This window comes from Saccharopolyspora rosea, assembly GCF_025643595.1.
GTDB classification, from domain to species: Bacteria; Actinomycetota; Actinomycetes; order Mycobacteriales; family Pseudonocardiaceae; genus Saccharopolyspora; species Saccharopolyspora rosea.
Genome location: NZ_CP102826.1, coordinates 5,613,721 through 5,633,022, shown reverse-complemented (window position 1 = coordinate 5,633,022; position 19,302 = coordinate 5,613,721). Strand labels below are relative to the sequence as shown.

General features: G+C 71.6%; 16 protein-coding genes and 2 riboswitches. Of the genes, 9 read left to right on the top strand and 7 right to left on the bottom strand.

Annotation, left to right across the window (positions count from 1 at the left end; all coding sequences use genetic code 11):
* Window positions 1-64: 64 nt before the first annotated feature.
* The 3 genes from NV263_RS26135 to NV263_RS26125 form a co-directional block, all read right to left on the bottom strand.
* The gene (locus NV263_RS26135) at window positions 65-562 is read right to left on the bottom strand and encodes a hypothetical protein (RefSeq protein ID WP_263249291.1); all 498 of its coding nucleotides are present in this window, start codon (window positions 560-562) and stop codon (window positions 65-67) included.
* A gap of 543 nt (window positions 563-1,105) precedes the next feature.
* The gene (gene ald, locus NV263_RS26130; RefSeq protein WP_263249290.1) at window positions 1,106-2,221 is read right to left on the bottom strand and encodes an alanine dehydrogenase; all 1,116 of its coding nucleotides are present in this window, start codon (window positions 2,219-2,221) and stop codon (window positions 1,106-1,108) included.
* Between the two features lie 350 nt (window positions 2,222-2,571).
* Window positions 2,572-4,128, bottom strand: coding sequence for a PucR family transcriptional regulator (locus tag NV263_RS26125; protein ID WP_263249289.1), 1,557 nt, complete (start codon window positions 4,126-4,128; stop codon window positions 2,572-2,574).
* 124 nt (window positions 4,129-4,252) lie between these two features.
* A riboswitch (glycine riboswitch) is annotated at window positions 4,253-4,343 on the top strand.
* Window positions 4,344-4,441, top strand: a riboswitch (glycine riboswitch). It abuts the riboswitch before it with no gap.
* A 49-nt stretch (window positions 4,442-4,490) separates the two neighbouring features.
* Between NV263_RS26125 and gcvH the strand changes: the two genes are divergently transcribed.
* Window positions 4,491-4,862, top strand: a complete 372-nt coding sequence (gcvH, locus tag NV263_RS26120; protein ID WP_263249288.1) for a glycine cleavage system protein GcvH — start codon at window positions 4,491-4,493, stop codon at window positions 4,860-4,862.
* Between the two features lie 26 nt (window positions 4,863-4,888).
* Entirely contained in the window at window positions 4,889-6,232 is a 1,344-nt protein-coding gene (locus NV263_RS26115; RefSeq protein ID WP_263249287.1) for an L-serine ammonia-lyase, read from the top strand.
* Window positions 6,233-6,570: 338 nt separating this feature from the next.
* Here NV263_RS26115 and NV263_RS26110 read toward each other — a convergent pair whose 3' ends face one another.
* The 3 genes from NV263_RS26110 to NV263_RS26100 all read right to left on the bottom strand — a co-directional run bounded on the left by NV263_RS26110 (window position 6,571) and on the right by NV263_RS26100 (window position 9,286).
* On the bottom strand, window positions 6,571-6,987 hold the full coding sequence (locus tag NV263_RS26110) for an SSI family serine proteinase inhibitor (RefSeq protein WP_263249286.1): 417 nt from the start codon (window positions 6,985-6,987) through the stop codon (window positions 6,571-6,573).
* Between the two features lie 213 nt (window positions 6,988-7,200).
* Window positions 7,201-8,472, bottom strand: coding sequence for an AMP-binding protein (locus NV263_RS26105; RefSeq protein ID WP_263249284.1), 1,272 nt, complete (start codon window positions 8,470-8,472; stop codon window positions 7,201-7,203).
* A gap of 94 nt (window positions 8,473-8,566) precedes the next feature.
* The gene (locus NV263_RS26100) at window positions 8,567-9,286 is read right to left on the bottom strand and encodes a MerR family transcriptional regulator (RefSeq protein WP_263249282.1); all 720 of its coding nucleotides are present in this window, start codon (window positions 9,284-9,286) and stop codon (window positions 8,567-8,569) included.
* A 68-nt stretch (window positions 9,287-9,354) separates the two neighbouring features.
* Here NV263_RS26100 and NV263_RS26095 point away from each other — a divergent pair, with 68 nt between their 5' ends.
* The 4 genes from NV263_RS26095 to NV263_RS26080 all read left to right on the top strand — a co-directional run bounded on the left by NV263_RS26095 (window position 9,355) and on the right by NV263_RS26080 (window position 13,723).
* Complete coding sequence (locus tag NV263_RS26095; RefSeq protein WP_317630368.1) at window positions 9,355-10,509, top strand: CaiB/BaiF CoA transferase family protein; 1,155 nt, start codon at window positions 9,355-9,357, stop codon at window positions 10,507-10,509.
* Window positions 10,510-10,513: 4 nt separating this feature from the next.
* Window positions 10,514-11,656, top strand: a complete 1,143-nt coding sequence (locus NV263_RS26090; protein ID WP_263249280.1) for an acyl-CoA dehydrogenase family protein — start codon at window positions 10,514-10,516, stop codon at window positions 11,654-11,656.
* A gap of 85 nt (window positions 11,657-11,741) precedes the next feature.
* Window positions 11,742-12,893, top strand: coding sequence for an alkaline phosphatase family protein (locus tag NV263_RS26085; protein ID WP_263249279.1), 1,152 nt, complete (start codon window positions 11,742-11,744; stop codon window positions 12,891-12,893).
* Window positions 12,890-13,723, top strand: coding sequence for an oxygenase MpaB family protein (locus tag NV263_RS26080; RefSeq protein ID WP_263249277.1), 834 nt, complete (start codon window positions 12,890-12,892; stop codon window positions 13,721-13,723). Before NV263_RS26085 ends, NV263_RS26080 begins: the two co-directional genes overlap by 4 nt.
* A 173-nt stretch (window positions 13,724-13,896) precedes the next feature.
* Here the strand turns inward: NV263_RS26080 and NV263_RS26075 are convergent, their stop codons facing one another.
* A complete protein-coding gene (locus tag NV263_RS26075) occupies window positions 13,897-14,733 on the bottom strand; it encodes a maleylpyruvate isomerase N-terminal domain-containing protein (protein ID WP_263249275.1) in 837 nt (278 codons plus the stop codon).
* 419 nt (window positions 14,734-15,152) lie between these two features.
* On the opposite strand from NV263_RS26075, the gene NV263_RS26070 reads away from it, so the two are divergent.
* The 3 genes from NV263_RS26070 to NV263_RS26060 are packed head-to-tail and all read left to right on the top strand — an operon-like array spanning window position 15,153 to window position 19,230.
* Window positions 15,153-16,673, top strand: a complete 1,521-nt coding sequence (locus NV263_RS26070) for an FAD-linked oxidase C-terminal domain-containing protein (protein ID WP_263249274.1) — start codon at window positions 15,153-15,155, stop codon at window positions 16,671-16,673.
* Window positions 16,673-17,917 (top strand): FAD-binding oxidoreductase, encoded by a 1,245-nt coding sequence (locus NV263_RS26065; protein ID WP_263249272.1) that lies wholly within the window; start codon window positions 16,673-16,675, stop codon window positions 17,915-17,917. Before NV263_RS26070 ends, NV263_RS26065 begins: the two co-directional genes overlap by 1 nt.
* The gene (locus NV263_RS26060; protein WP_263249270.1) at window positions 17,917-19,230 is read left to right on the top strand and encodes a (Fe-S)-binding protein; all 1,314 of its coding nucleotides are present in this window, start codon (window positions 17,917-17,919) and stop codon (window positions 19,228-19,230) included. Before NV263_RS26065 ends, NV263_RS26060 begins: the two co-directional genes overlap by 1 nt.
* The last annotated feature ends 72 nt before the right edge of the window (window positions 19,231-19,302 follow it).

The window sequence follows — 19,302 nt, the reverse complement described above, 5'->3', positions numbered from 1 at the left end:
ACTTGGGAAGCCGGGACGAAATTCCCAGCCGGTTCTCAGCTCTGCCGCTCGGGTGTTGCCCGGGTCACGGCCAACGGGGACCGCGCTCCACGACCGCGGCGCGGTGGATCCTGGCGGGGTCGGTCTCCAGCCGACGACCTCGCGCGGCGGTGTGCGGCCGTCCGGAAGTCGGGTGGACGCGTGCGAACTCCCCGGTGTCCCAGTCGCCGGGACCGCGCTCGCCCGAGGCGACGATCGGGTTCGGCAGGACCCGCACCGCGCGGGGCGCCGTGGCGCGCTCCGAGTGGTCCGCATGCCGGGGCGCGCGGTCGGTCACGAGCAGCCGGTGCCCCGCCAGCCACACCGCGCACGGCCACGGTCTGCTCCGAGTGCCGTGGCAGGAGGGACAGCGTCCGTTCTCACCGGGGCGATGTTGGTCGAGGAGCGCGCGCAGCGCTTCGGTGAGCCGGTAGAGGTCCTCGCGGGCGGCGGGCAGGAGCGTCTCCGGCTCGCCGGACGTGACCGCCCGGTCCACTTCGTCGAGCCGGTCCAGGACCGCTTCGCGCAGTGCCGTGTCCGTCACGTCGCCACCTCCCGTCGCGGCGCAGCCGGGCCCGCCCCGTGCTGACACCGACGGGTGGCATCGGCACTTCAGGGGTGCATCTGCACCCGAGAGGCCCATTGCTCACCCCATCGGGTGGTTATCGATTCGGTCCGAAATTCCTCCCGCACGCGTCCCGCACGCCGTCCGCAAACGGGGGAGCGTGGCCTACACTGAACGTGGCGGCCTGCTCCCGGTGACCCCCAGGCTGGTTGAGCGGGCCGCCCCTTCGTGTTCTCGGCGGATGCGTTTCAGCGCCGCCCCGTCGCTGTCCCGGTGAATACCGCCTCGGTCGTGCGATCCCCATGTCGTGTTTCAGCTGGACAGCGCGCTGCCGGAAGCCGAGCGCGGAGCAAGGGAACTTTCCTGTCACACGAGGAGATGCGGCGGAGAAAAACGTGAACCAATTTTGTATCTTTGGTTTCGCTTTCGCGCCCATTCGCGGGGGAGTGGCAGAAAAGTTCCCTTGCTCTCCGGCCGGTGCGGCCACGGATTCGCCGACCGAACCCGTGGCCGCCGAGCGGATCAGGACAGGACCGTCTCCAGCGAGGTGCTGGTCAGGCCGTGCGCCTCGGCGACGGGGTGGTTCACCAGCTTTCCGTCGTGCGTGTTGAGTCCCAGCGCCAGCGCGGCGTCGCCCCGGCAGGCCTGCTGCCATCCCTGGTCGGCGATGCGCACCGCGTACGGGAGGGTGACGTTGGTCAGGGCGTGGGTGGAGGTGTTGGGCACGGCGCCGGGCATGTTGGCCACGCAGTAGAAGACCGAGTTGTGCACCCGGTAGGTCGGGTCGTCGTGCGTGGTTGGGTGCGAGTCGGCGAAGCAGCCGCCCTGGTCGATGGCGATGTCGACGAGGACGCTGCCGGGCTTCATCTCCGACACCAGGTGGTTGGACACCAGTTGCGGGGCTTTGGCGCCCGGGATGAGCACCGCGCCGATGACCAGGTCGGCGGAGCGCACGGCCTGGTCGACCGAGTAGCGGTTCGACGAGACCGTGCGGATGCGTCCGCTGAAGTCGCGGTCGATCTCGCGGAGCTTGTCGACGTTGGTGTCCAGGAGTTCGACGTCGGCGCCCATGCCCAGTGCGACCCGTGCGGCGTTGAGCCCGGCGACGCCGCCGCCGATCACCACGACCCGGGCCGGGTGCACGCCGGGCACGCCGCCCGGCAGTACGCCGCGGCCGCCGCTGGGGCGCATCAGGGAGTAGGCGCCCACCTGCGGCGCGAGTCGACCCGCGACCTCGCTCATCGGCGCCAGCAAGGGCAGCGCGCCGTTCTCGGTCTGGACCGTCTCGTAGGCGATGCCGGTGACACCGGAACGGAGCATCGCGTCGGTCAGCTCGGCGGAAGCGGCCAGGTGCAGGTACGTGAACAGCACCTGGCCGCGCCGCAGCCGCGGGTACTCCTCGGCGATCGGCTCCTTGACCTTGAGCACCAGCTGGCCTTCCGACCACACCTCTTCCGCGCTCGGCAGCACCTTGGCGCCCGCAGCGAGGTAGTCCTCGTCCGGAATGGAGGAACCGGCGCCCGCCTGCGCTTCGACGAAGACCTCGTGTCCGCGGGTGGTGAGCTCGTGCACGCCCGCGGGAGTGATCGCGACCCGGTACTCGTTGTTCTTGATCTCGCGCGGAACGGCGATCTTCACGGCGGAATCCTTTCGACGGTGTTGCGCATTACGATCCGCCGACGCTCCAGCGTCCGCATCATTCCCGCAGGATGAGATTGCCCCGGCTGGGTTGTGCCCGCAGCACAACGCTCCTGCTTCGGTCGCCGGACGATCGCGTCCGCGCGGCCGCTCCCGGCGGTCCGTGACAGGAAGGTTCCCTTCATCGGGCCCGGCTGGCGCCACGACGGTGCGCAGTGACAGGAAGGTTCCCTTCATCGTCTCCGGGGCCGGGAGGTCCCTTGCTCGCGGACCGCTGCGGCACCTCCGGGCGCGGCATGACAGGAAGGTTCCCTTCATCGCCTCCCGTGGCAGAAAGGTTCCCTTGCTCCTCAACCGTGCTGGGCCCAGCGGGCGGCGAGGAGTTGGACGAGGAGCGCCGAGCGGACGTCGGGGTCGTCCAGGTCCACGTTCACGAGTTGGGTGAGGCGCTTCATGCGGTAGCGGAACGTGTTGGGGTGCACGCGGAGCTCGCGGGCGGCCTGGCGCGGGTCGCCCGGGTGGCGCAGCCACGAGTGCAGAGTGGAGAGGTAGTCGGTGCCCTGGGTGCGGTCGTGTTCGCGGAGGGTCGGTAGCGGGCCGAGCGAGCTGATCCCGGCGTCGGTGGCGGCTCCCGCCATGCGGTTGAGCACGAGCTGGTGCCAGTGGTCCTCGTGCACGGCCACCCGCCGGCTCAGGTGGCCGGTGCGCAGCAGGCTCAGCAGCTCGTCGGCTTCGGCGCGGGAGCGCGGCAGGTCGGCGACGGCGACCGCGGTGCCCACTGCGACGAGCGGTGGCGGGGTCGCGTCGTGCGAGACGAGCGCTTCCCGAAGGGAAGGCCAGCCGCCCGAACCGGCCCGGTCCGGCACCAGCGCGTAGAGCACGGTGCCGATCTCGGTGACCAGCGGTCGGCGGCCGATGCCGCGGGTGATCCACTCCCACATCGCCAGCCGGTGCCCCTCGGCGGTCCCCTCCGGCGAAGGCACCTCGATCGCGGCGACCCGGTACGGCTCGTCCGGCACGGCGAGTTCGTTGGCGGCCGTCCGCCACCCCTCGCCGCCCTCCAACAGCAGTCGCACCTGACCTGCCGAACGCTGCCGCTCCGCGTCGGCGACCGCTCGCCAGCGCAGCAGCTGCAGCGCCACCAGCGGCGCCGTGTCGGCGAACGCGGTGGACCGCTCCTCGGACACCTCGCCCGGCACCACGGCCCACATCGAGCCGAGCAGTTCGCCGCCCATCCGGATCGGCACCACCAGGCGCGGCAGCGTGCCGTCCTGCTGGGCGGGCACGAATACCGCCGAGCCACCCCTGCTGAGCTGCCGGAACGTCCCCCGGGCCCGGAACTTGGCGAGCACGTCGTCGGGCTGCTTGCGGCCCATGATGGTGGACACCCGCGCCGGATCGGTGAGGTCCTGGCGCGCCGAATAGGCCAACACCTGGGAATGCGCGTCCTCAATGGTCACCGGCGCATCGACGACATCGGCGACCGCGTCCGCCAGTCGGAACAGATCGCCGAGTCCGGGACTGCGGGTATCGGGTTCCTGCGTGCCAGTACCGGCCAGCGCGGCGCGGATCAACCACACCAGCTGCGCCCACGCCGTGCCGGGCAACACCTCCACCAGCGCGACACCGGACCGGCGGGCCGCCTCGACCACGGCGTCGTCGGTGGAGATCGGAGGCTTGAGCAGCACCGCCGCCGCCCCCTGCGCACCGCAGCCGCCCACCAGCTCGACCGCGGCGCCGCGGTCACCGACGGCCACCCCGAGCACCAGGTCGCCACCCGCGACCGCGGGCGCCCCACCAGGTTCGGCGATGACGACGTCCGCGACGCAGTCGGTCGACTCCGGCAGGTCCACGACGCGCAGCAGCGCCGGCCCGACGCGCTCCACCAGCGCCCGGATGTCCAACATCACCGTCCTCCCGGGAACCCCGCCTGCGTGCCGCTCACCACACCGGCTTCGGCGGGGAGGGGCTTGGACACCCGCGCAGGCCCGTTTATCGTTGCTCGCACATCGACAATCGCATATCGGCCATCGACCCCGAGCGGGAGAGACCCTGGTTAACAGGGCGCCGAAGGAGCAAGACTCCCCGCAAACTCTCAGGCACCCATGACCGTTCGGGCGAGGCAACTCTGGAAAGCGCGCGTCACCGCCGACGCCGCACCCACGGTGCAAGCCGCGACACGACGGCGAAGCTCTCAGGTTCCGCAACAGAGGGGGAGGCCCGGCAGAACCACGGGCACGACGTGCCCCCGACGGATGGAGCCTCCCTGATGACCCTGCCCGCCCACCTGCGCTACACCGAGGAACACGAGTGGCTCCAGGAGCGCGACGACGTGGTCCGCATCGGGGTCACCCAGCACGCCGCCGACGCCCTCGGTGACATCGTCTACGTGCAGCTGCCCGCGGTCGGCGACGGCATCGAGGCCGGTCAGCCCTGCGGTGAGCTGGAGTCCACCAAGTCCGTCAGCGACTTGTTCGCCCCGGTGACCGGTGAGGTCACGGCCGTCAACGACGCGGTCGTCGACGACCCGGCTCTGATCAACTCCGAGCCGTACGACGCGGGCTGGCTGCTGGAGGTGCGCGCCACCGAAACCGGTGCCGTGCTCACCGCCCAGCAGTACGCCGAACTGATCGCGGAATAGCCGGAAAGGCGCAGGAGGACCGATCAATGGCGATCAGTGTCTTCGATTTGTTCTCAGTGGGGATTGGTCCGTCGAGTTCGCACACGGTGGGTCCGATGCGGGCGGCGGGGTTGTTCGTGCGCCGGTTGCGGACGGCGGGTGTGCTGCCGCGAGTGACGCGGGTGAAGGCGGAGTTGTTCGGGTCGTTGGGGGCGACCGGACATGGGCACGGTTCGGCCAAGGCGGTGTTGGCCGGCTTGGAGGGCCATGCGCCGGAGACGGTGGACCCGGCGGTGGTGGCCGAGATCGGCCGGTCGGGCCGGCTGTGGCTGGAGGGCGAGTTCCCGGTGGGGTTCCGGGTGGACCGGGACCTGGTAATGCATCGGCGGCGGTCGTTGCCGGTGCACCCGAACGGGATGCGCTTCGCCGCCTTCGACGCCGCGGGGGAAGAGCTCGACGCGGCGGTGTACTACTCGGTGGGCGGCGGTTTCGTGGTCGACGAGCAGGCCAGCGGAGCGGATCGGGTCCGGCCCGACACCACGGTGGTGCGGTACCCGTTCCGCACCGGGGAGGAGTTGTTGTCCCGGTGCCAGGAGTCCGGGCTGTCGGTGGCCGGGGTGATGTTGGCCAACGAGGTGTCCTGGCGGGACGAGGCGGCGGTGCGCGAGGGCCTGCTGGAGATCTGGCGGGTGATGGCCGAGTGCGTGGCCAACGGGTGCCGCAACACCGGGGTGTTGCCGGGAGGTCTGCACGTGCGGCGGCGGGCGGCCGACCTGGCCGATGCGCTGACCGAAGCCGACGACCCGCTGGAGTGGGTGACGTTGTTCGCGTTGGCGGTCAACGAGGAGAACGCGGCCGGTGGCCGGGTGGTGACCGCGCCGACCAACGGGGCCGCGGGGATCGTGCCGGCGGTGTTGCACTACTACTGGCGGTTCGTGCCCGGCGCGGACGCCGACGGCGTGGTGCGGTTCTTGTTGGCAGCCGGAGCGATCGGGGCGTTGTTCAAGGAGAACGCGTCGATTTCGGGCGCCGAGGTGGGCTGCCAGGGCGAGGTCGGATCGGCGTGCTCGATGGCGGCGGCCGGGTTGGCCGAGGTGCTGGGCGGCTCCCCGGCGCAGGTGGAGAACGCGGCGGAGATCGCGATGGAGCACAACCTGGGGCTCACCTGTGATCCGATCGGTGGGCTGGTGCAGATCCCGTGCATCGAGCGGAACGCGGTGGCGTCGGTGAAGGCGATCACGGCGGCGCGGATGGCGTTGCGGGGCAACGGGTCCCATTTCGTGTCGCTGGACAAAGTGATCAAGACGATGCGGGACACCGGGCGGGACATGAAGGTCAAGTACAAGGAGACCGCCCGCGGCGGCCTGGCCGTCAACGTCATCGAATGCTGAACGAGCCGCGGCCGGGCGCTGCGGTGGAGCAAGGGAACTTTCCCGTCACACCGCGCCGCCCGGTGGACCGGTCACCCTGGAGGAAGGGAACTTTCCTGTCACCGGCGGCGATGAAGGGAACCTTCCTGTCACGGCGGCGGCAGCGGAGCAAGGGAACTTTCCTGTCATCGCCCGCCACGCGGTTCGCCGTGACAAGGGAACCTTCCTTCCACATGTGACAGAAAGGTTCCCTTCCTCCACCCCGCACGCGGTGGTCCACAGAGGAGACCCGAGTCGACCCACCCCGGATACGAGAAGTGCCGGCCTCCGCGCGGAGGCCGGCACCGTGGGGTGGTGGCTCAGAAGGCGAAGACCGTCCCGGTCTGCGCTTCGGCGACGCAGCGGTTGGAGAACCGCTTGGTGAAGTCCACCGGCTTGCCCCGCCACGTGCCGCGCGCGGTGAGCACGACCGGGTCGAGGTTCATCGGACACACCTTGTTGGCCTGATGCGCCCCCAGTGAGCCGAAGTCACCGTTGACGGCGCGCAGTTCGTCGCAGGCAGCCGAGGCGTTCGGGTGGGAGCCACCGGCCGGGAAGCAGGTCAGCAAGGCCGAGTGGGCGTCGTCGCCGCGCCCCTCCCCGCGCACTTCGAGGTTGATCTTGCTGCCGGCCGGTGCCGCCGCGGGGGTGGCGTGGGCCAGCGTCGGGAGCAGGGCGGTGCCCAGCAGCGCCGTCGCTGCCACGAGAGTGCGGCGGATCAGCGGTTTTGCAGCCATCTTGTCCATCCTCCTGTGTGTTCTCCGAGAGGGAGACGATCCGCACCCTTTATCGCCGCTGCTGGGCGTTTCGAGGCACTCGAAGCCCGGAGACTACCTGAACGAGGTTCACTCATCCGGTTTCTGTCACGAATGGTCACCGAAGCCGCTGGAGGGTGGTGGGCGAATATCCCCCGACCGTGCACAGTGGAAAAGGTTATGCGCGTACTGTGATCAAGCGGGTTTTCGTCCCGTGACTGTCAGGCGTCCTTCCGCGTCGACCGAGCCGAGGTCGCCGGTGGGCAGCCATCCGTCGGCGTCGGCCGCCGACCGGACGACACCGTCCGGCTGGAGGTATCCCGCGCACACCAGCGGGCCGCGCACCAGGACCTCGCCGTCGGCGGCGATGCGCACCTCGGCGCCCGGCAGCGGTTCGCCTCCCGGGCGACCGGCTCGATGCGCGGTGACGCACCCGGTCGTCTCGGGCATCCCCCACAGCTCGGCGATCTCCACGCCGAGCGAGGCGAACAACTCCCGCACCCGCGGCTTAACCGGGGGCGCCCCGCAGGCGGACCAGGTGGTCCGGTCGAGGCCGACCCGGGCGCGCAGCCGTTCCCGCGTCCGCGCCGTCGGCCGGCGCGAGCAGCGGATCCCGGAGGCCAGTTCCTCCCACACCTGCGAGTCGCCGAAGAACACCGCAGGGCGGCACCGGACGAGCGCCTCCGCCAGCTGCCGCCGCTCGCCGCAGAAGTGCACGTGGGCGACGTCGTGCAGCGCGGAGTAGAGCGTCGACATCCGCTCCGCGATGTGCGCGAGCGGCAGGTAGCACAGCCGTGCCGAACCGGACTCGGCCCGCGCGATGTGGTGCACCGCCGCGGCCGCGGAGCAGACGTTGCGGTGCGTCAGCACCACACCGCGCGGCTCGCCGCCGTCGCGGTGGGTGTGGACGATGGCAGCGGGGTGCTCGGGGCGGACCGCGCGCCAGTGCCGCTCCACGACGTCGGAATCCTCGCGCAGCAGCCGTGCACCGTTGTGGCGCAACGCCTTCCAGCTGCGGAAGCGCCGATCACCGGACGGGACCGCGAGCTCGTCGAGCACCACGACGTGGTCGATGCTCGTCACCGCGCGCAGCGCCGCGTACCAGCGGTGGACCTCGGCCGTGCCTTCCAGGACGACGACGCGCGCCCGGCAGTGCTGGGCGAACTGGCGGACCTGTTCGGGGCCCAGCGCCGGGTGCACGGTGCTGGAGACCGCGCCGAGGTGTGCCGCGGCGGTGTCGGCGAGCCAGTGCTCGGCACGGTCGGACATCGCGATCAACATCGTCTGACCGCGCTGCAGGCCGAGCGCGGCGAGCCCGGCGGCGAGGACGAGGGCGTCCTCGCGCGCCTGCCGCCAAGTCCAGTGCCGCGGCCCGTCGGTCAGCGCCGGGTGCTCGGCGAACTCGGCCGCATTGCGGGCGAACAGGTGCGGGATCGTCGATTCCAGGGCGGCGGCCCACGCGTCCATCGAACCCCCCTCGACACACGCCGACTCCCACGGCGAGCGGTCCGGTGATCGAGGGAGACGGTAGCCGGGAAAGACCGCGTCCCGTAAGCGCCGATCAGGACACGTGGTCCCGGATCACGTTGTTCACCGCGTGTTGGAAGCCGTTGACCAGCACCTGGATGGTCAGCGGGCGCAGCTGGTCGGTCACCGCGCGGACCCGCTCGCGTTCGTCTTCCGGACGTCCACGTTCGACATACGGACGCAGCACGTTCGCGGCGAACAGCTCGCGCAGATCGGCTGCGATCTGGGCGGTGTGCCGCTCCACGATCTCCTTGGCCCGCAGCAGCATCTCCAGCGGCAGCTGCAGGTCCAGGATCTGCAGCCCGACGCCGAGCATCGCCGGACTGGGCAGCCGCAACCGCTCGGAACCGGGGATGCGGTGCACGATGCCGAGCGCGACGAGCTGGTCGATCAACTCGTCGTCGAGGTGCCGCCCGGCACGGCGGTCCAGCTCGTGGCGGTCGAGGTCCTCGCTCTGGTCGTCGGTCCACGGCGCGATCAGCGCCCGTTGCAGCGCGAGCTCGTCCGGCGACGCGTCGACGGGGAGGCGCTCCAGGTGCCGCTCGATCGCCGACAGCGTGAACCCGAGGGCCTGCAACTCGCGGATCAGGTCGAGCCGGGCGAGGTGGTCGCCCCCGTACAAGCCGAGCCGGCCGCGCAGCTTCGGCGGCGGCAGCAGCCCGCGCGAGGAGTAGAACCGCACGGTCCGCACGGTCACCCCGGCGCGCGCCGCCAGTTCGTCGATGGTCAGCTCTTCGTCCGCGGTTCGGAGCATGGGCCGAAGATACTCCTTGACCGCTGTGACACCAACGGTGTAACACTGATTGCGTCGAGGTTCTTGTGGTGCGCGACACACGGAAGGGCGTGGCGGTGACGAGTGGAGGCGGGCCACTGGCCGGAGTCAGGGTGGTCGAGCTGGCCGGGATCGGTCCTGCGCCGTTCTGCGCGATGCTGTTGGCCGACCTCGGAGCCGACGTGGTGCGCGTCGACCGCCCCGGCGCCGGTGGTCACGACCTGCTCAACCGCGGCAAGCGGTCCGTCGCCGTCGACCTCAAGCACGAACGCGGTCCGGCGACCGTGCTCGCCCTCGCCGAACAGGCCGACGTGCTGCTGGAGGGCCTGCGCCCCGGGGTCACCGAACGACTGGGGGTCGGGCCCGAGCAGTGCCACGAGGTCAACCCGCGCCTGGTCTACGGCCGGATGACCGGCTGGGGGCAGGACGGCCCGCTGGCGTCCACCGCCGGGCACGACATCGACTACATCGCGCTGACCGGGATGCTGCACCTCATCGGGCGCCGGGACGGTCCGCCGCAGGTCCCGGCGAACCTGCTGGGCGACTTCGGCGGCGGTGCCCTGTACCTGGCGGTCGGGGTGCTGGCGGCGTTGCTGGAGGCGCGCACCAGCGGACGCGGCCAGGTCGTCGACGCGTCCATCGTGGACGGTTCGGCGCACCTGGGCGCCATGCTGTTCGGGTTCCTCGCCACCGGCGGCTGGAGCACCGAGCGGGGCACCAATCTGCTGGACACCGGAGCGCCCTACTACGACGTCTACGAGACGGCCGACGGGCAGCACGTCGCGGTCGGCGCACTCGAACCCCGGTTCTACGCCGAACTGCTGGACCGGCTCGGGCTGACCGGCGAGGTCCCGGACCGCGACGACCCGGCCAACTGGCCCGAACTGCGCGCCCGGTTCGCCGAGGTGTTCCGCACGCGCACCCGCGCGGAGTGGGCGGCCGTGTTCGACGGCAGCGACGCCTGCGTGGCCCCGGTGCTGTCGATGACCGAAGCCGAGACGCACCCGCACGTCGCCGCCCGGCGCACCCTGGTGCGCCGCGACGGCGTCCTCCAGCCCGCTGCCGCGCCCCGGTTCGACCGGACGCCCAACCCGCCGCCCGGCCCGGTGGCCGATCCCGGGGCGCACGCCGCCGACGTGGTGCGCGACTGGCAGTTGCCCGAAGACCTGCTCGAAACCGGCGCGATCGTGCGAAAGGAAGCGTGACCCCATGCGCAGGGAGCTGTTCGACTCCGAACACGAGGCGTTCCGCGAAACGGTGCGCGCGTTCATCGCCAAGGAGCTCGTGCCGCACGTCGAGGAATGGGAGGAGGCCGGTGCGGTCAGCCGCGACGCGTGGCTGGCCGCGGGCGAGCAGGGACTGCTCGGGTTCGCCGTCGACGAGCGCTACGGCGGGGGAGGGGTGGACGACTTCCGGTTCAACGCCGTCTTCGACGAGGAACTCGTCGCCGCCGGGATCTCGGGTTTCGGCTCCCCGCTGCACAACGACATCGTCGCGCCCTACCTGATGGCGCTGGCCACCGAGGAGCAGAAGCAGCGGTGGCTGCCCGGCTTCTGCTCCGGCGAGATCGTCACCGCCATCGCGATGACCGAACCCGGTGCGGGCAGCGACCTGCAGGGCATCCGCACCACCGCCGTCCGCGACGGCGACGAGTACGTCATCAACGGCCAGAAGACGTTCATCAGCAACGGCATCCTCGCCGACCTGGTGATCGTGGTGGCGCGCACCGATCCCGAAGCCGGGCACAAGGGCATCAGCCTGATCGCGGTGGAACGCGGCACGCCCGGGTTCGAACGCGGTCGCAACCTCGACAAGATCGGCCAGAAGTCGCAGGACACCGCGGAGCTGTTCTTCAACGACGTGCGGGTGCCCACCGCGAACCTCCTCGGTGAGGAGGGGCAGGGCTTCATCTACCTGATGCAGAACCTGCCGCAGGAGCGGTTGTCGATCGCCGTGGCCGCGGCCGCCAGCGCGGAGAAGGTGCTGGAGACCACCAAGCAGTACTGCCGGGACCGCACCGCCTTCGGTCGTCCCATCGGCAAGTTCCAGCACATCCGGTTCGAAATCGCCGAGATGGCCACGGAGGTGGAGATCGGCCGGGTGTTCACCGATCGTTGCGTCCGCGACCACGTGCGCGGTGAACTGGATGTCGAGCACGCCGCGATGGCCAAGTGGTGGCTCACCGAACTGAACAAGCGCGTCGTCGACCGGTGCCTGCAGCTGCACGGCGGCTACGGGTACATGACCGAATACCCGGTCGCCAAGGCGTTCCTGGACTCGCGCGTGCAGACCATCTACGGCGGCACGACCGAGATCATGAAGGAGATCATCGGCCGCTCGATGGGATTCTGACGGACCAGGCGGCACCCGGCGTCGTCGCGGACCGGAGCGGGGCCGCCGTGCGGCTGCTCGGGCGGGTCCCGCGTAGGAGGTGCGGATGGACTGGATCGTCGCTCCTGATCACGACGGGCGGGCGCTGTCCGATGTGCTGCCCTCGCTGCTGGGCGCCATGGGGATCGACGGGTTCGCCGACACCATCGGCTTCCCCGGCTGCCGCAACGCCGTCGCGCTGCTGATCGACGGGCTCGGCTGGGAGCTGCTGCGCGACCACGCCGCGGACGCGCCGTTTCTGGTGTCGCTGCTGACCAGACCGCCGCTGAAGGCGGGATTCCCGACGACGACGGTCACCAGCATCACGTCACTGGGCACCGGTCGCTGCGCCGGGGAACACGGCGTCGTCGGGTACAGCTTCGCCGACCCCTCCGGCGGCCTGCTGCACCCGTTGTCCTGGGGAGCGCACCCGGCGGGCGGGCACCGCCGCAGCCTGCTGGAGTCGTGGCCGCCGGAGCAGGCGCAGCCGAACACCACCGTGCTGCAACGGGCCGCGGCCAGCGGCGTCGACGTGCGGACCGTGGTCCCCGCCGAGTTCCAGGGGACCGGGCTGACCAGGGCGGCGCTGCGCGGCGGCGCGTTCCACGGCGTCCGCGCGTTCGGCGACCTCGCCGCGGAACTGCTCGCCGCGGCCGGGGCCCCCGAACCGACCCTCGGCTACGGCTACCACGGCCACCTCGATCTGCTCGGCCACGTGCACGGGCCGGGATCGCCGCCGTGGCGGCTCCAACTCGCCCAGATCGACCGGCTGGTCGCCACGCTCGCCGAACACCTGCCCGCCTCGGCGGTGCTCGCCGTCGTCGCCGACCACGGCATGGTCGCGGTCGACCCGTCCGACGCGTTCGACGCCGACACCGACCCCGCGCTGCGCGACGGCGTGCGGCTGGTGGGTGGGGAGGTCCGCGCCCGCCACGTCTACGCCGAGCCCGGGGCGGTGGCCGACGTGCACGCGGCCTGGCGGGAGACCATCGGCGCACGCGGCGTGGTGCTCACCGGAGAACGAGCCGTCGACGAAGGGTGGTTCGGCCCGGTCGTCACCGACCCGGTGCGTCGCCGGATCGGCGACGTGATCGCCGTGATGCGCGAGTCCGGCGTGATCCGCTCCGCCGCCGAACCCGGCGAATCGGCGCTGCGCGGCCAGCACGGCTCGTTGACCTCCGCCGAGCAGCTGGTCCCGGTGCTGGTGGTGAACCGGTGACCAGCGACGAAGGGCTGTTCGGGCCGCGGACGGTGACGTGGCAGCTGCACGCCGACCCGAGCATGTGGGTCGCCGGGGTCTGCAGCCTCTACCTGCAGGCGCTGCACCCGCAGGCGGTCGCCGCCGTGGTGCAGAACTCGCGGTTCCGGCAGGACCCGTTCGGACGGCTCATGCGCACCGGCGACTTCGTCGCCACCACCACCTACGGCACCGGCCGGGAAGCCGAGCAGGCCGCGACGCGAGTGCGGCGGGTGCACCGCACCCTCACCGCCACCGACCCGGAAACCGGTGCGGAGATCCGGCTCGACGAGCCCGAACTGCTGCTCTGGGTGCACTGCGCCGAGGTCGCCTCCTTCGCCGCGGTCGTGCGCCGCGCCGGGTTCCCGCTCACCGACGCGCAACTCGACCGCTACTTCGACGAACAGCGCCGCTCCGCGGCCCTCGTCGGGCTGGACCCCGCCGACGTGCCCGGGTCGCGGCGCGACATGGCCGACTACTTCCACCGGATGCGGCCCAGGCTGCGTCGCACCCCGGACTCCGACGTGGTCTACGACTTCCTGCACCGGCCGCTGGCGCCGTGGTGGGCGTTGCCGCTGAACCTGGGATACCTGCCGGTGGGCCATCTCGCCTACTCGGCGCTGCCCGCGTGGGCCCGCCGACTGCACGGACGTCCGGCTTTCTCGGCACCGGTCACCACGGCCGGGCTGTGCGGTTTCCGCGTTGCCGGTCTCGCCGTCCCGGGCGCGGTGCGCTGGCGTTTCCCGGGTGACCACGTGCAGCGCGCCATCACCCGGCTCGGGCCGTCCGCCGCGCCGGCGCCGTTGAGCTGAAAACCGTGCCCGCCGAGGCCCACCGAAGCGGGACTGTCCACAGTGGATGTCGTAGTGCCTGTCGCGGTCACCTCCCGTTGTGGTGGACCTTCCACGAGGGTGCGCTTGCCGGGTGCGGCTCAGTCGAATCGTGACGGGGCCGGTCCACCTGAATCGGCGGGGTGTCCAACCGGTCAGCGCACGATCGCCAGCAGTGTGGTCGCGGCGTCGGTCAGGGTTCGGTCGCCGTGCATCTCCGAGCGGCGCCGAGCGTTCTCGACGGAGATGCCGCGAGTGGCGAGGCGCCACAGGGTGTCCTGGTCCATCGCCACGCGTGCGGCCGGCTCGTCCGGTGGCTCGCCGGGGTCCACCAGCCACCGGCCGCCCTCCCGGACCGCGTGCCAGCTCCCGCCGGCCTCGCCCCGCACGTCGAACCGCACGACCGTGCCCTCCGGACGGTTCTCGACCCGCAACGCGCTCGGCAGCGCGCGCAGGAAAGCGTCGATCACCGGGCCGAACAGCTCGGGTTCGTCGGCCCCGGGGCGGGACACCGCGTCGCGGACCTGCTGCTGGTGGACCCAGAACTCGGTGTACTCGCGCGCCAGGTCCAGCCAGACCGGGCTCGGCCGGTCGGTGGCCGCCCACGACACGTCCAGATCGGCGGGAGCGTCCAGGTCCCGGGTCGCCCACAGCGCGTCGAGCTCCGGGCCGAGGTGCGCCAGCAGGTCGACCAGCACCCGAGGGCTGCACTGGCGTGCGGCGCGCACGAACTCCTCGTTGATGCGCGCGATGTACTCCGGCAGCGTCTCGCCATCGTCGAACTCCGGGCTCTCGTGCCCATCGCGGCTGATCGCCAGGCGCCGCACGTAGTCGTTCACGACGTGCGCCACGACGTCGTGCACCGTCCACCCCGGACACGCGGTGGCACGCCTCCAATCGGGCGGGTCGAGCGACCCGAGCAGGTCGAGCAGTGCTCGCCGTTCGCGGGGCAGCAAGGGGCGGACGTCGAGGAGCGGGCCGAAGGTTGTCATGGCGCCATGGTCTGCGGGCCGCGTCCTTTCGCGCCATCCGATATTCGCCGGTGTGTCGGGGTTGGGGGTGAGGGGGCCTCGCGGGCGGTGGGAAGCGCAGCAAGGGAACCTTTCTGCCACATATGACAGAAAGGTTCCCTTCCTCTTCGGGCCTCGGCCGCGAGGCGGCGCCCGCGACCGGCAGCCGCCACTGGGGCGGGGAGGAGTGGATGAAGGGAACCTTCCTTGCACATGTGACAGGAAAGTTCCCTTGCTGCACCCCCGCTCCCGTTCAGGTCGAGGCGGGTTGTGGCGCGCGGCACAATCGAACATGACGCGGAGTCCTTGTCGACCTCTTGTATCTATGTTGTCGACGTCCTAGGGTTCCCGTTGGCCGGAAAGGCCCTTCCGTGAAACGGAAACCTCCCGGGAGGCTGACCATGCGGTCGACCGACACCCAACCTCGGCGCCCGAGCCCGGACGCCGACGAGCCGGACCACCCCACCCCGGTGGACCAGGCCGTCGGGCGGTTCCGCGCGGTGCTCCCGCCGGGCGCCCTGATCACCGACCCCCAGCAGCTGCGCACCTACGAATGCGACGGACTGGCCAGCTACCGGGTCGTGCCCGCCGCGGTGGTGCTGCCGGAGAACGCCGACCAGGTGCGCGAGATCGTGCGGATCTGCGCCGAACTGCAGGTCCCGTTCGTCGCGCGCGGTTCCGGGACCGGGTTGTCCGGTGGTGCCCTGCCGCACGCCGAGGGCGTGCTCGTGGTGACCGCGCGGATGCGCCGCATCCTGGAGATCGACCTGGCCAACGAGCGGGCAGTGGTGGAGCCGGGCGTGATCAATCTCGACGTCACCCGGGCCGTCGCCCCGGACGGCTACTACTTCGCCCCGGACCCGTCCAGCCAGCAGGTGTGCTCGGTCGGCGGCAACGTCGCGGAGAACTCCGGCGGCGCCCACTGCCTCAAGTACGGGTTCACCACCAACCACATCCTCGGGCTGGAGGTCGTCACCCCCGACGGCGACGTCGTCGAACTGGGCGGGCCCGCCCGCGAGGCACCCGGCTACGACCTGCTCGGCGCGTTCATCGGCAGCGAGGGGACGCTCGGCGTGGTCACCAAGATCACCGTTCGCCTGCTGCGCGCACCCGAGGCGGTGCAGACGCTGCTCGCCGGGTTCCCCTCCACCGACGAGGCGGGTGCAGCGGTGTCCGCCATCATCGCCGACGGCGTGACCCCGGCGGCGATCGAGATGATGGACGCCCTCGCGATCGAGGCCGCCGAACAGGCCGTGCGCTGCGACTACCCGGCCGGCGCCGGAGCGGTGCTGGTCGTCGAACTGGACGGTCCGGCAGCCGAGGTCGAGCACACCTTCACCGAGGTCCGACGGCACTGCGAGGACCACGGTGCCTTCGAGATCCGGGTGGCCGCCGACGACCACGAGCGCGCGATGATCTGGAAGGGCCGCAAGTCCGCTTTCGCCGCGGTCGGCCGCATCAGCCCCGATTACATCGTGCAGGACGGGGTGATCCCGCGGACGGCGCTGCCGGGAGTGCTGCGGCGCATCGCCGAGCTGTCCGCCGAGAGCGGAGTCCGGGTCGCCAACGTCTTCCACGCCGGCGACGGGAACCTGCACCCCCTGGTGCTGTTCGACGGGTCCGAACCGGGCGCCGCCGAACGCGCGGAGGAGGTCTCCGGCGCGATCCTCGACCTGTGCATCGAGCACGGCGGGTCCATCACCGGCGAACACGGCGTCGGCGCGGACAAGGTCAAGTACATGGGCCGGATGTTCACCGACGACGACCTGGACACCATGCAGCGGGTGCGCTGCGCCTTCGACCCGGTCGGCCTGTGCAACCCGGGCAAGGTCTTCCCGACACCCCGGCTGTGCGGCGAAGTGCCCGGCCCGAGGCGCGGCGTGCACCCCCTGACCGAAGCGGGATTGGCGGATCAGTTCTGATGGTCACCACAACCCAGGCGCGTGCGGCACTGGTGTCCGCACTCGGAGCCGACAACGTGCGCGACGCGGACGAGACCGACGCGGTCTCCGGCGTCCGTCCACAGTGGGTGGCCACTGTGGACGGCACGGAACGGGCGTCGGCGGCGCTGCGCGTCGCCGACGAGCACGGTCTGCGCGTGGTGCCCAGGGGGTCGGGCAGCAGACTCGACTGGGGCGGGGCGCCCGAAGCCGTCGACCTGCTGCTGGACGTCTCGGCAGCCACCGGGGTCGTCGAACACGCGGCGGGCGACCTCGTCGTGACCGCCAAAGCGGGCACGCCGCTGGCCGACGTGCAGCGCGCGGTCCGCGCAGCCGACCAGCAACTCGCCATCGACCCGCCCGTGCCGTCCGCCACGCTCGGCGGGCTCGTCGCCACCGGCACGTCCGGTCCCTGCCGCCACCTGTTCGGCGGCATCCGCGACCTGCTCATCGGCATCACCGCGGTCCGCGCCGACGGCACGGTGACCGTCGCGGGCGGCAAGGTCGTCAAGAACGTCGCGGGATACGACCTCGGCAAGCTCTACACCGGATCCCTCGGGACCCTCGGCGTGATCACCGAGGTGGTGTTCCGCCTGCACCCGCTGGCCGCCGAACACCGCTGGATCAGCGTCGTCGCCGACGACCCGGCCGCCGCGGTCGACGTCGTGCGCCGGTCCCAGGCGATGCCCACCGCCATCGAACTCGACCGGCCCGAACCGGCGGGGCCGGTCGCGGTGTGCGCGCAGCTGGAGGGCAGGCCGACCACCACCCACGAACGCGCACTGCGCCTCGCCGACGCCGTCGGCGGCGCGACCGTGCTCGACCACGCCCCGGAGTGGTGGGGGAAGTACCCGTTCGACCCGGCCACCGGCATCGGCCTGCGCCTCGGCGTCCCCCCGGCGTCGCTGCGACGACTGCTCGACGACACCCGCGCCGCCGCCGCGTCCACCGGCCTGCCGCTGGCACTGCGCGGTGCGGCCGGTCTCGGCGTCCTGCACGCCGGACTGCCCGGTGACGCCGACCCCGACGCCGTCGCCGAACTCGTCGGCGCGCTGCGCGCCCGCTGCGAATACGTCGTGGTGGAACGCGCACCCCGCGCCGTCCACGAGGTCGTCGACCCGTGGGGGCCCGTCGCGCCCGGGGTGCTGAACCTGCTGCGCCGCACCAAGGACCAGTTCGATCCGCAACGCCGGCTCGCCCCGGGCCGCTTCGTGGGAGGAATCTGATGACCGAGGCCCGCCCCGGCGCGTTCGACGCGCACCACCCGCCGCAGTCCGAACTCATCGACGACTGCGTGCACTGCGGATTCTGCCTGCCGACCTGCCCCACCTACGAGCTGTGGGGCGAGGAGATGGACTCGCCGCGCGGTCGCATCTACCTGATGAAGGAGGGGCTCGAAGGCGAACCCATGACCGACACCATGGTCGGCCACTTCGACGCCTGCCTGGGCTGCATGGCCTGCGTGACCGCCTGCCCGTCCGGTGTCCAGTACGGCACGCTCATCACCGAAACCCGGGCTCAGGTGGAACGCCACCACGAACGCGGCCGCTGGGAGAAACTGCTGCGCGGCGCCATCTTCAGCCTCTTCCCCTACCCGCGGCGGCTGAAGGCGCTGCGCGGCCCGCTGGCCCTCTACCAACGTTCCGGGCTGGCCCGCCTGCTCAAGCGCACCGGGCTGTTGGCCAAGCTCCCGCAGAACCTCCAGGCCATGGAGTCGTTGGCACCACCGATCCGCCGCGCGGACAAGCTCGGTCACCGGCTGCCCGCCCGCGGCAGGCGGCGCGCGGTCGTCGGCATGGTCACCGGGTGCGTGCAGAGCGCGTTCTTCCCGGACGTCAACGCCGCGACCGCCCGCATCCTGGCCGCCGAGGGCTGCGACGTGGTGATCCCGCCCGCCCAGGGGTGCTGCGGAGCGCTCAGCGAGCACTCCGGGCGCGAAGCCGAAGCCGTGCGGTTCGCGCGGGCCATGCTCGACACCTTCGAACGGTCCGACGTGGACTACGTGGTCATCAACTCGGCGGGCTGCGGTTCGACGCTCAAGGAGTACCCGCGCCTGCTGCGCGACGACCCCGAATACGCCGCGAAGGCCGAACGGTTCTCCGCGCGGGTGCGCGACATCGCCGAACTGCTCGTCGAACTCGGCCCCGCCGCCGAACGACACCCCGTGCCCGTCCGGGTCGCCTACCACGACGCGTGCCACCTGGCCCACGGCCAGGGCATCCGAGCCCAGCCGAGGGAACTGCTGCGCGGTATCCCGGAACTGGAGGTCAGGGAGATCAACCGGGCGGAGCTGTGCTGCGGCTCGGCGGGCGTCTACAACCTGCTGCAACCCGAAGCCGCCCGGGAACTCGGCGACCGCAAGGCGGACAACGTGCTCCAGACCGGCGCCCAACTCCTCGTCACGGCCAACCCCGGGTGCTCGATGCAGATCCGCACCGCACTCGAACGCCGCGGCGAGCACCTCGCCATGGCCCACACCGTCCAGGTCCTCGACGCCTCGCTGCGCGGCCTCGGAGCGGCACCGCTGCTGCGCGGCTGAACGGTCCGCGGTGGGACGGTGGCCCCGTCCCACCGCGGACCCGGTCGGTGCGGCCACTCCGGGCACGAGCCG

Bases quoted from the DNA above. Each gene is read 5' to 3' on its own strand.
- NV263_RS26100 (WP_263249282.1), bottom strand. From the start codon at position 9,286: ATGCTCCGAACCGCGGACGAAGAGCTGACCATCGACGAACTGGCGGCG.
- NV263_RS26065 (WP_263249272.1), top strand. From the start codon at position 16,673: ATGGTCACCACAACCCAGGCGCGTGCGGCACTGGTGTCCGCACTCGGA.
- NV263_RS26125 (WP_263249289.1), bottom strand. From the start codon at position 4,128: ATGTTGGACATCCGGGCGCTGGTGGAGCGCGTCGGGCCGGCGCTGCTG.
- NV263_RS26075 (WP_263249275.1), bottom strand. From the start codon at position 14,733: ATGACAACCTTCGGCCCGCTCCTCGACGTCCGCCCCTTGCTGCCCCGC.
- NV263_RS26060 (WP_263249270.1), top strand. From the start codon at position 17,917: ATGACCGAGGCCCGCCCCGGCGCGTTCGACGCGCACCACCCGCCGCAG.
- NV263_RS26090 (WP_263249280.1), top strand. From the start codon at position 10,514: ATGCGCAGGGAGCTGTTCGACTCCGAACACGAGGCGTTCCGCGAAACG.
- NV263_RS26105 (WP_263249284.1), bottom strand. From the start codon at position 8,472: ATGGACGCGTGGGCCGCCGCCCTGGAATCGACGATCCCGCACCTGTTC.
- NV263_RS26085 (WP_263249279.1), top strand. From the start codon at position 11,742: ATGGACTGGATCGTCGCTCCTGATCACGACGGGCGGGCGCTGTCCGAT.
- gcvH (WP_263249288.1), top strand. From the start codon at position 4,491: ATGACCCTGCCCGCCCACCTGCGCTACACCGAGGAACACGAGTGGCTC.
- NV263_RS26115 (WP_263249287.1), top strand. From the start codon at position 4,889: ATGGCGATCAGTGTCTTCGATTTGTTCTCAGTGGGGATTGGTCCGTCG.
- NV263_RS26070 (WP_263249274.1), top strand. From the start codon at position 15,153: ATGCGGTCGACCGACACCCAACCTCGGCGCCCGAGCCCGGACGCCGAC.
- NV263_RS26110 (WP_263249286.1), bottom strand. From the start codon at position 6,987: ATGGCTGCAAAACCGCTGATCCGCCGCACTCTCGTGGCAGCGACGGCG.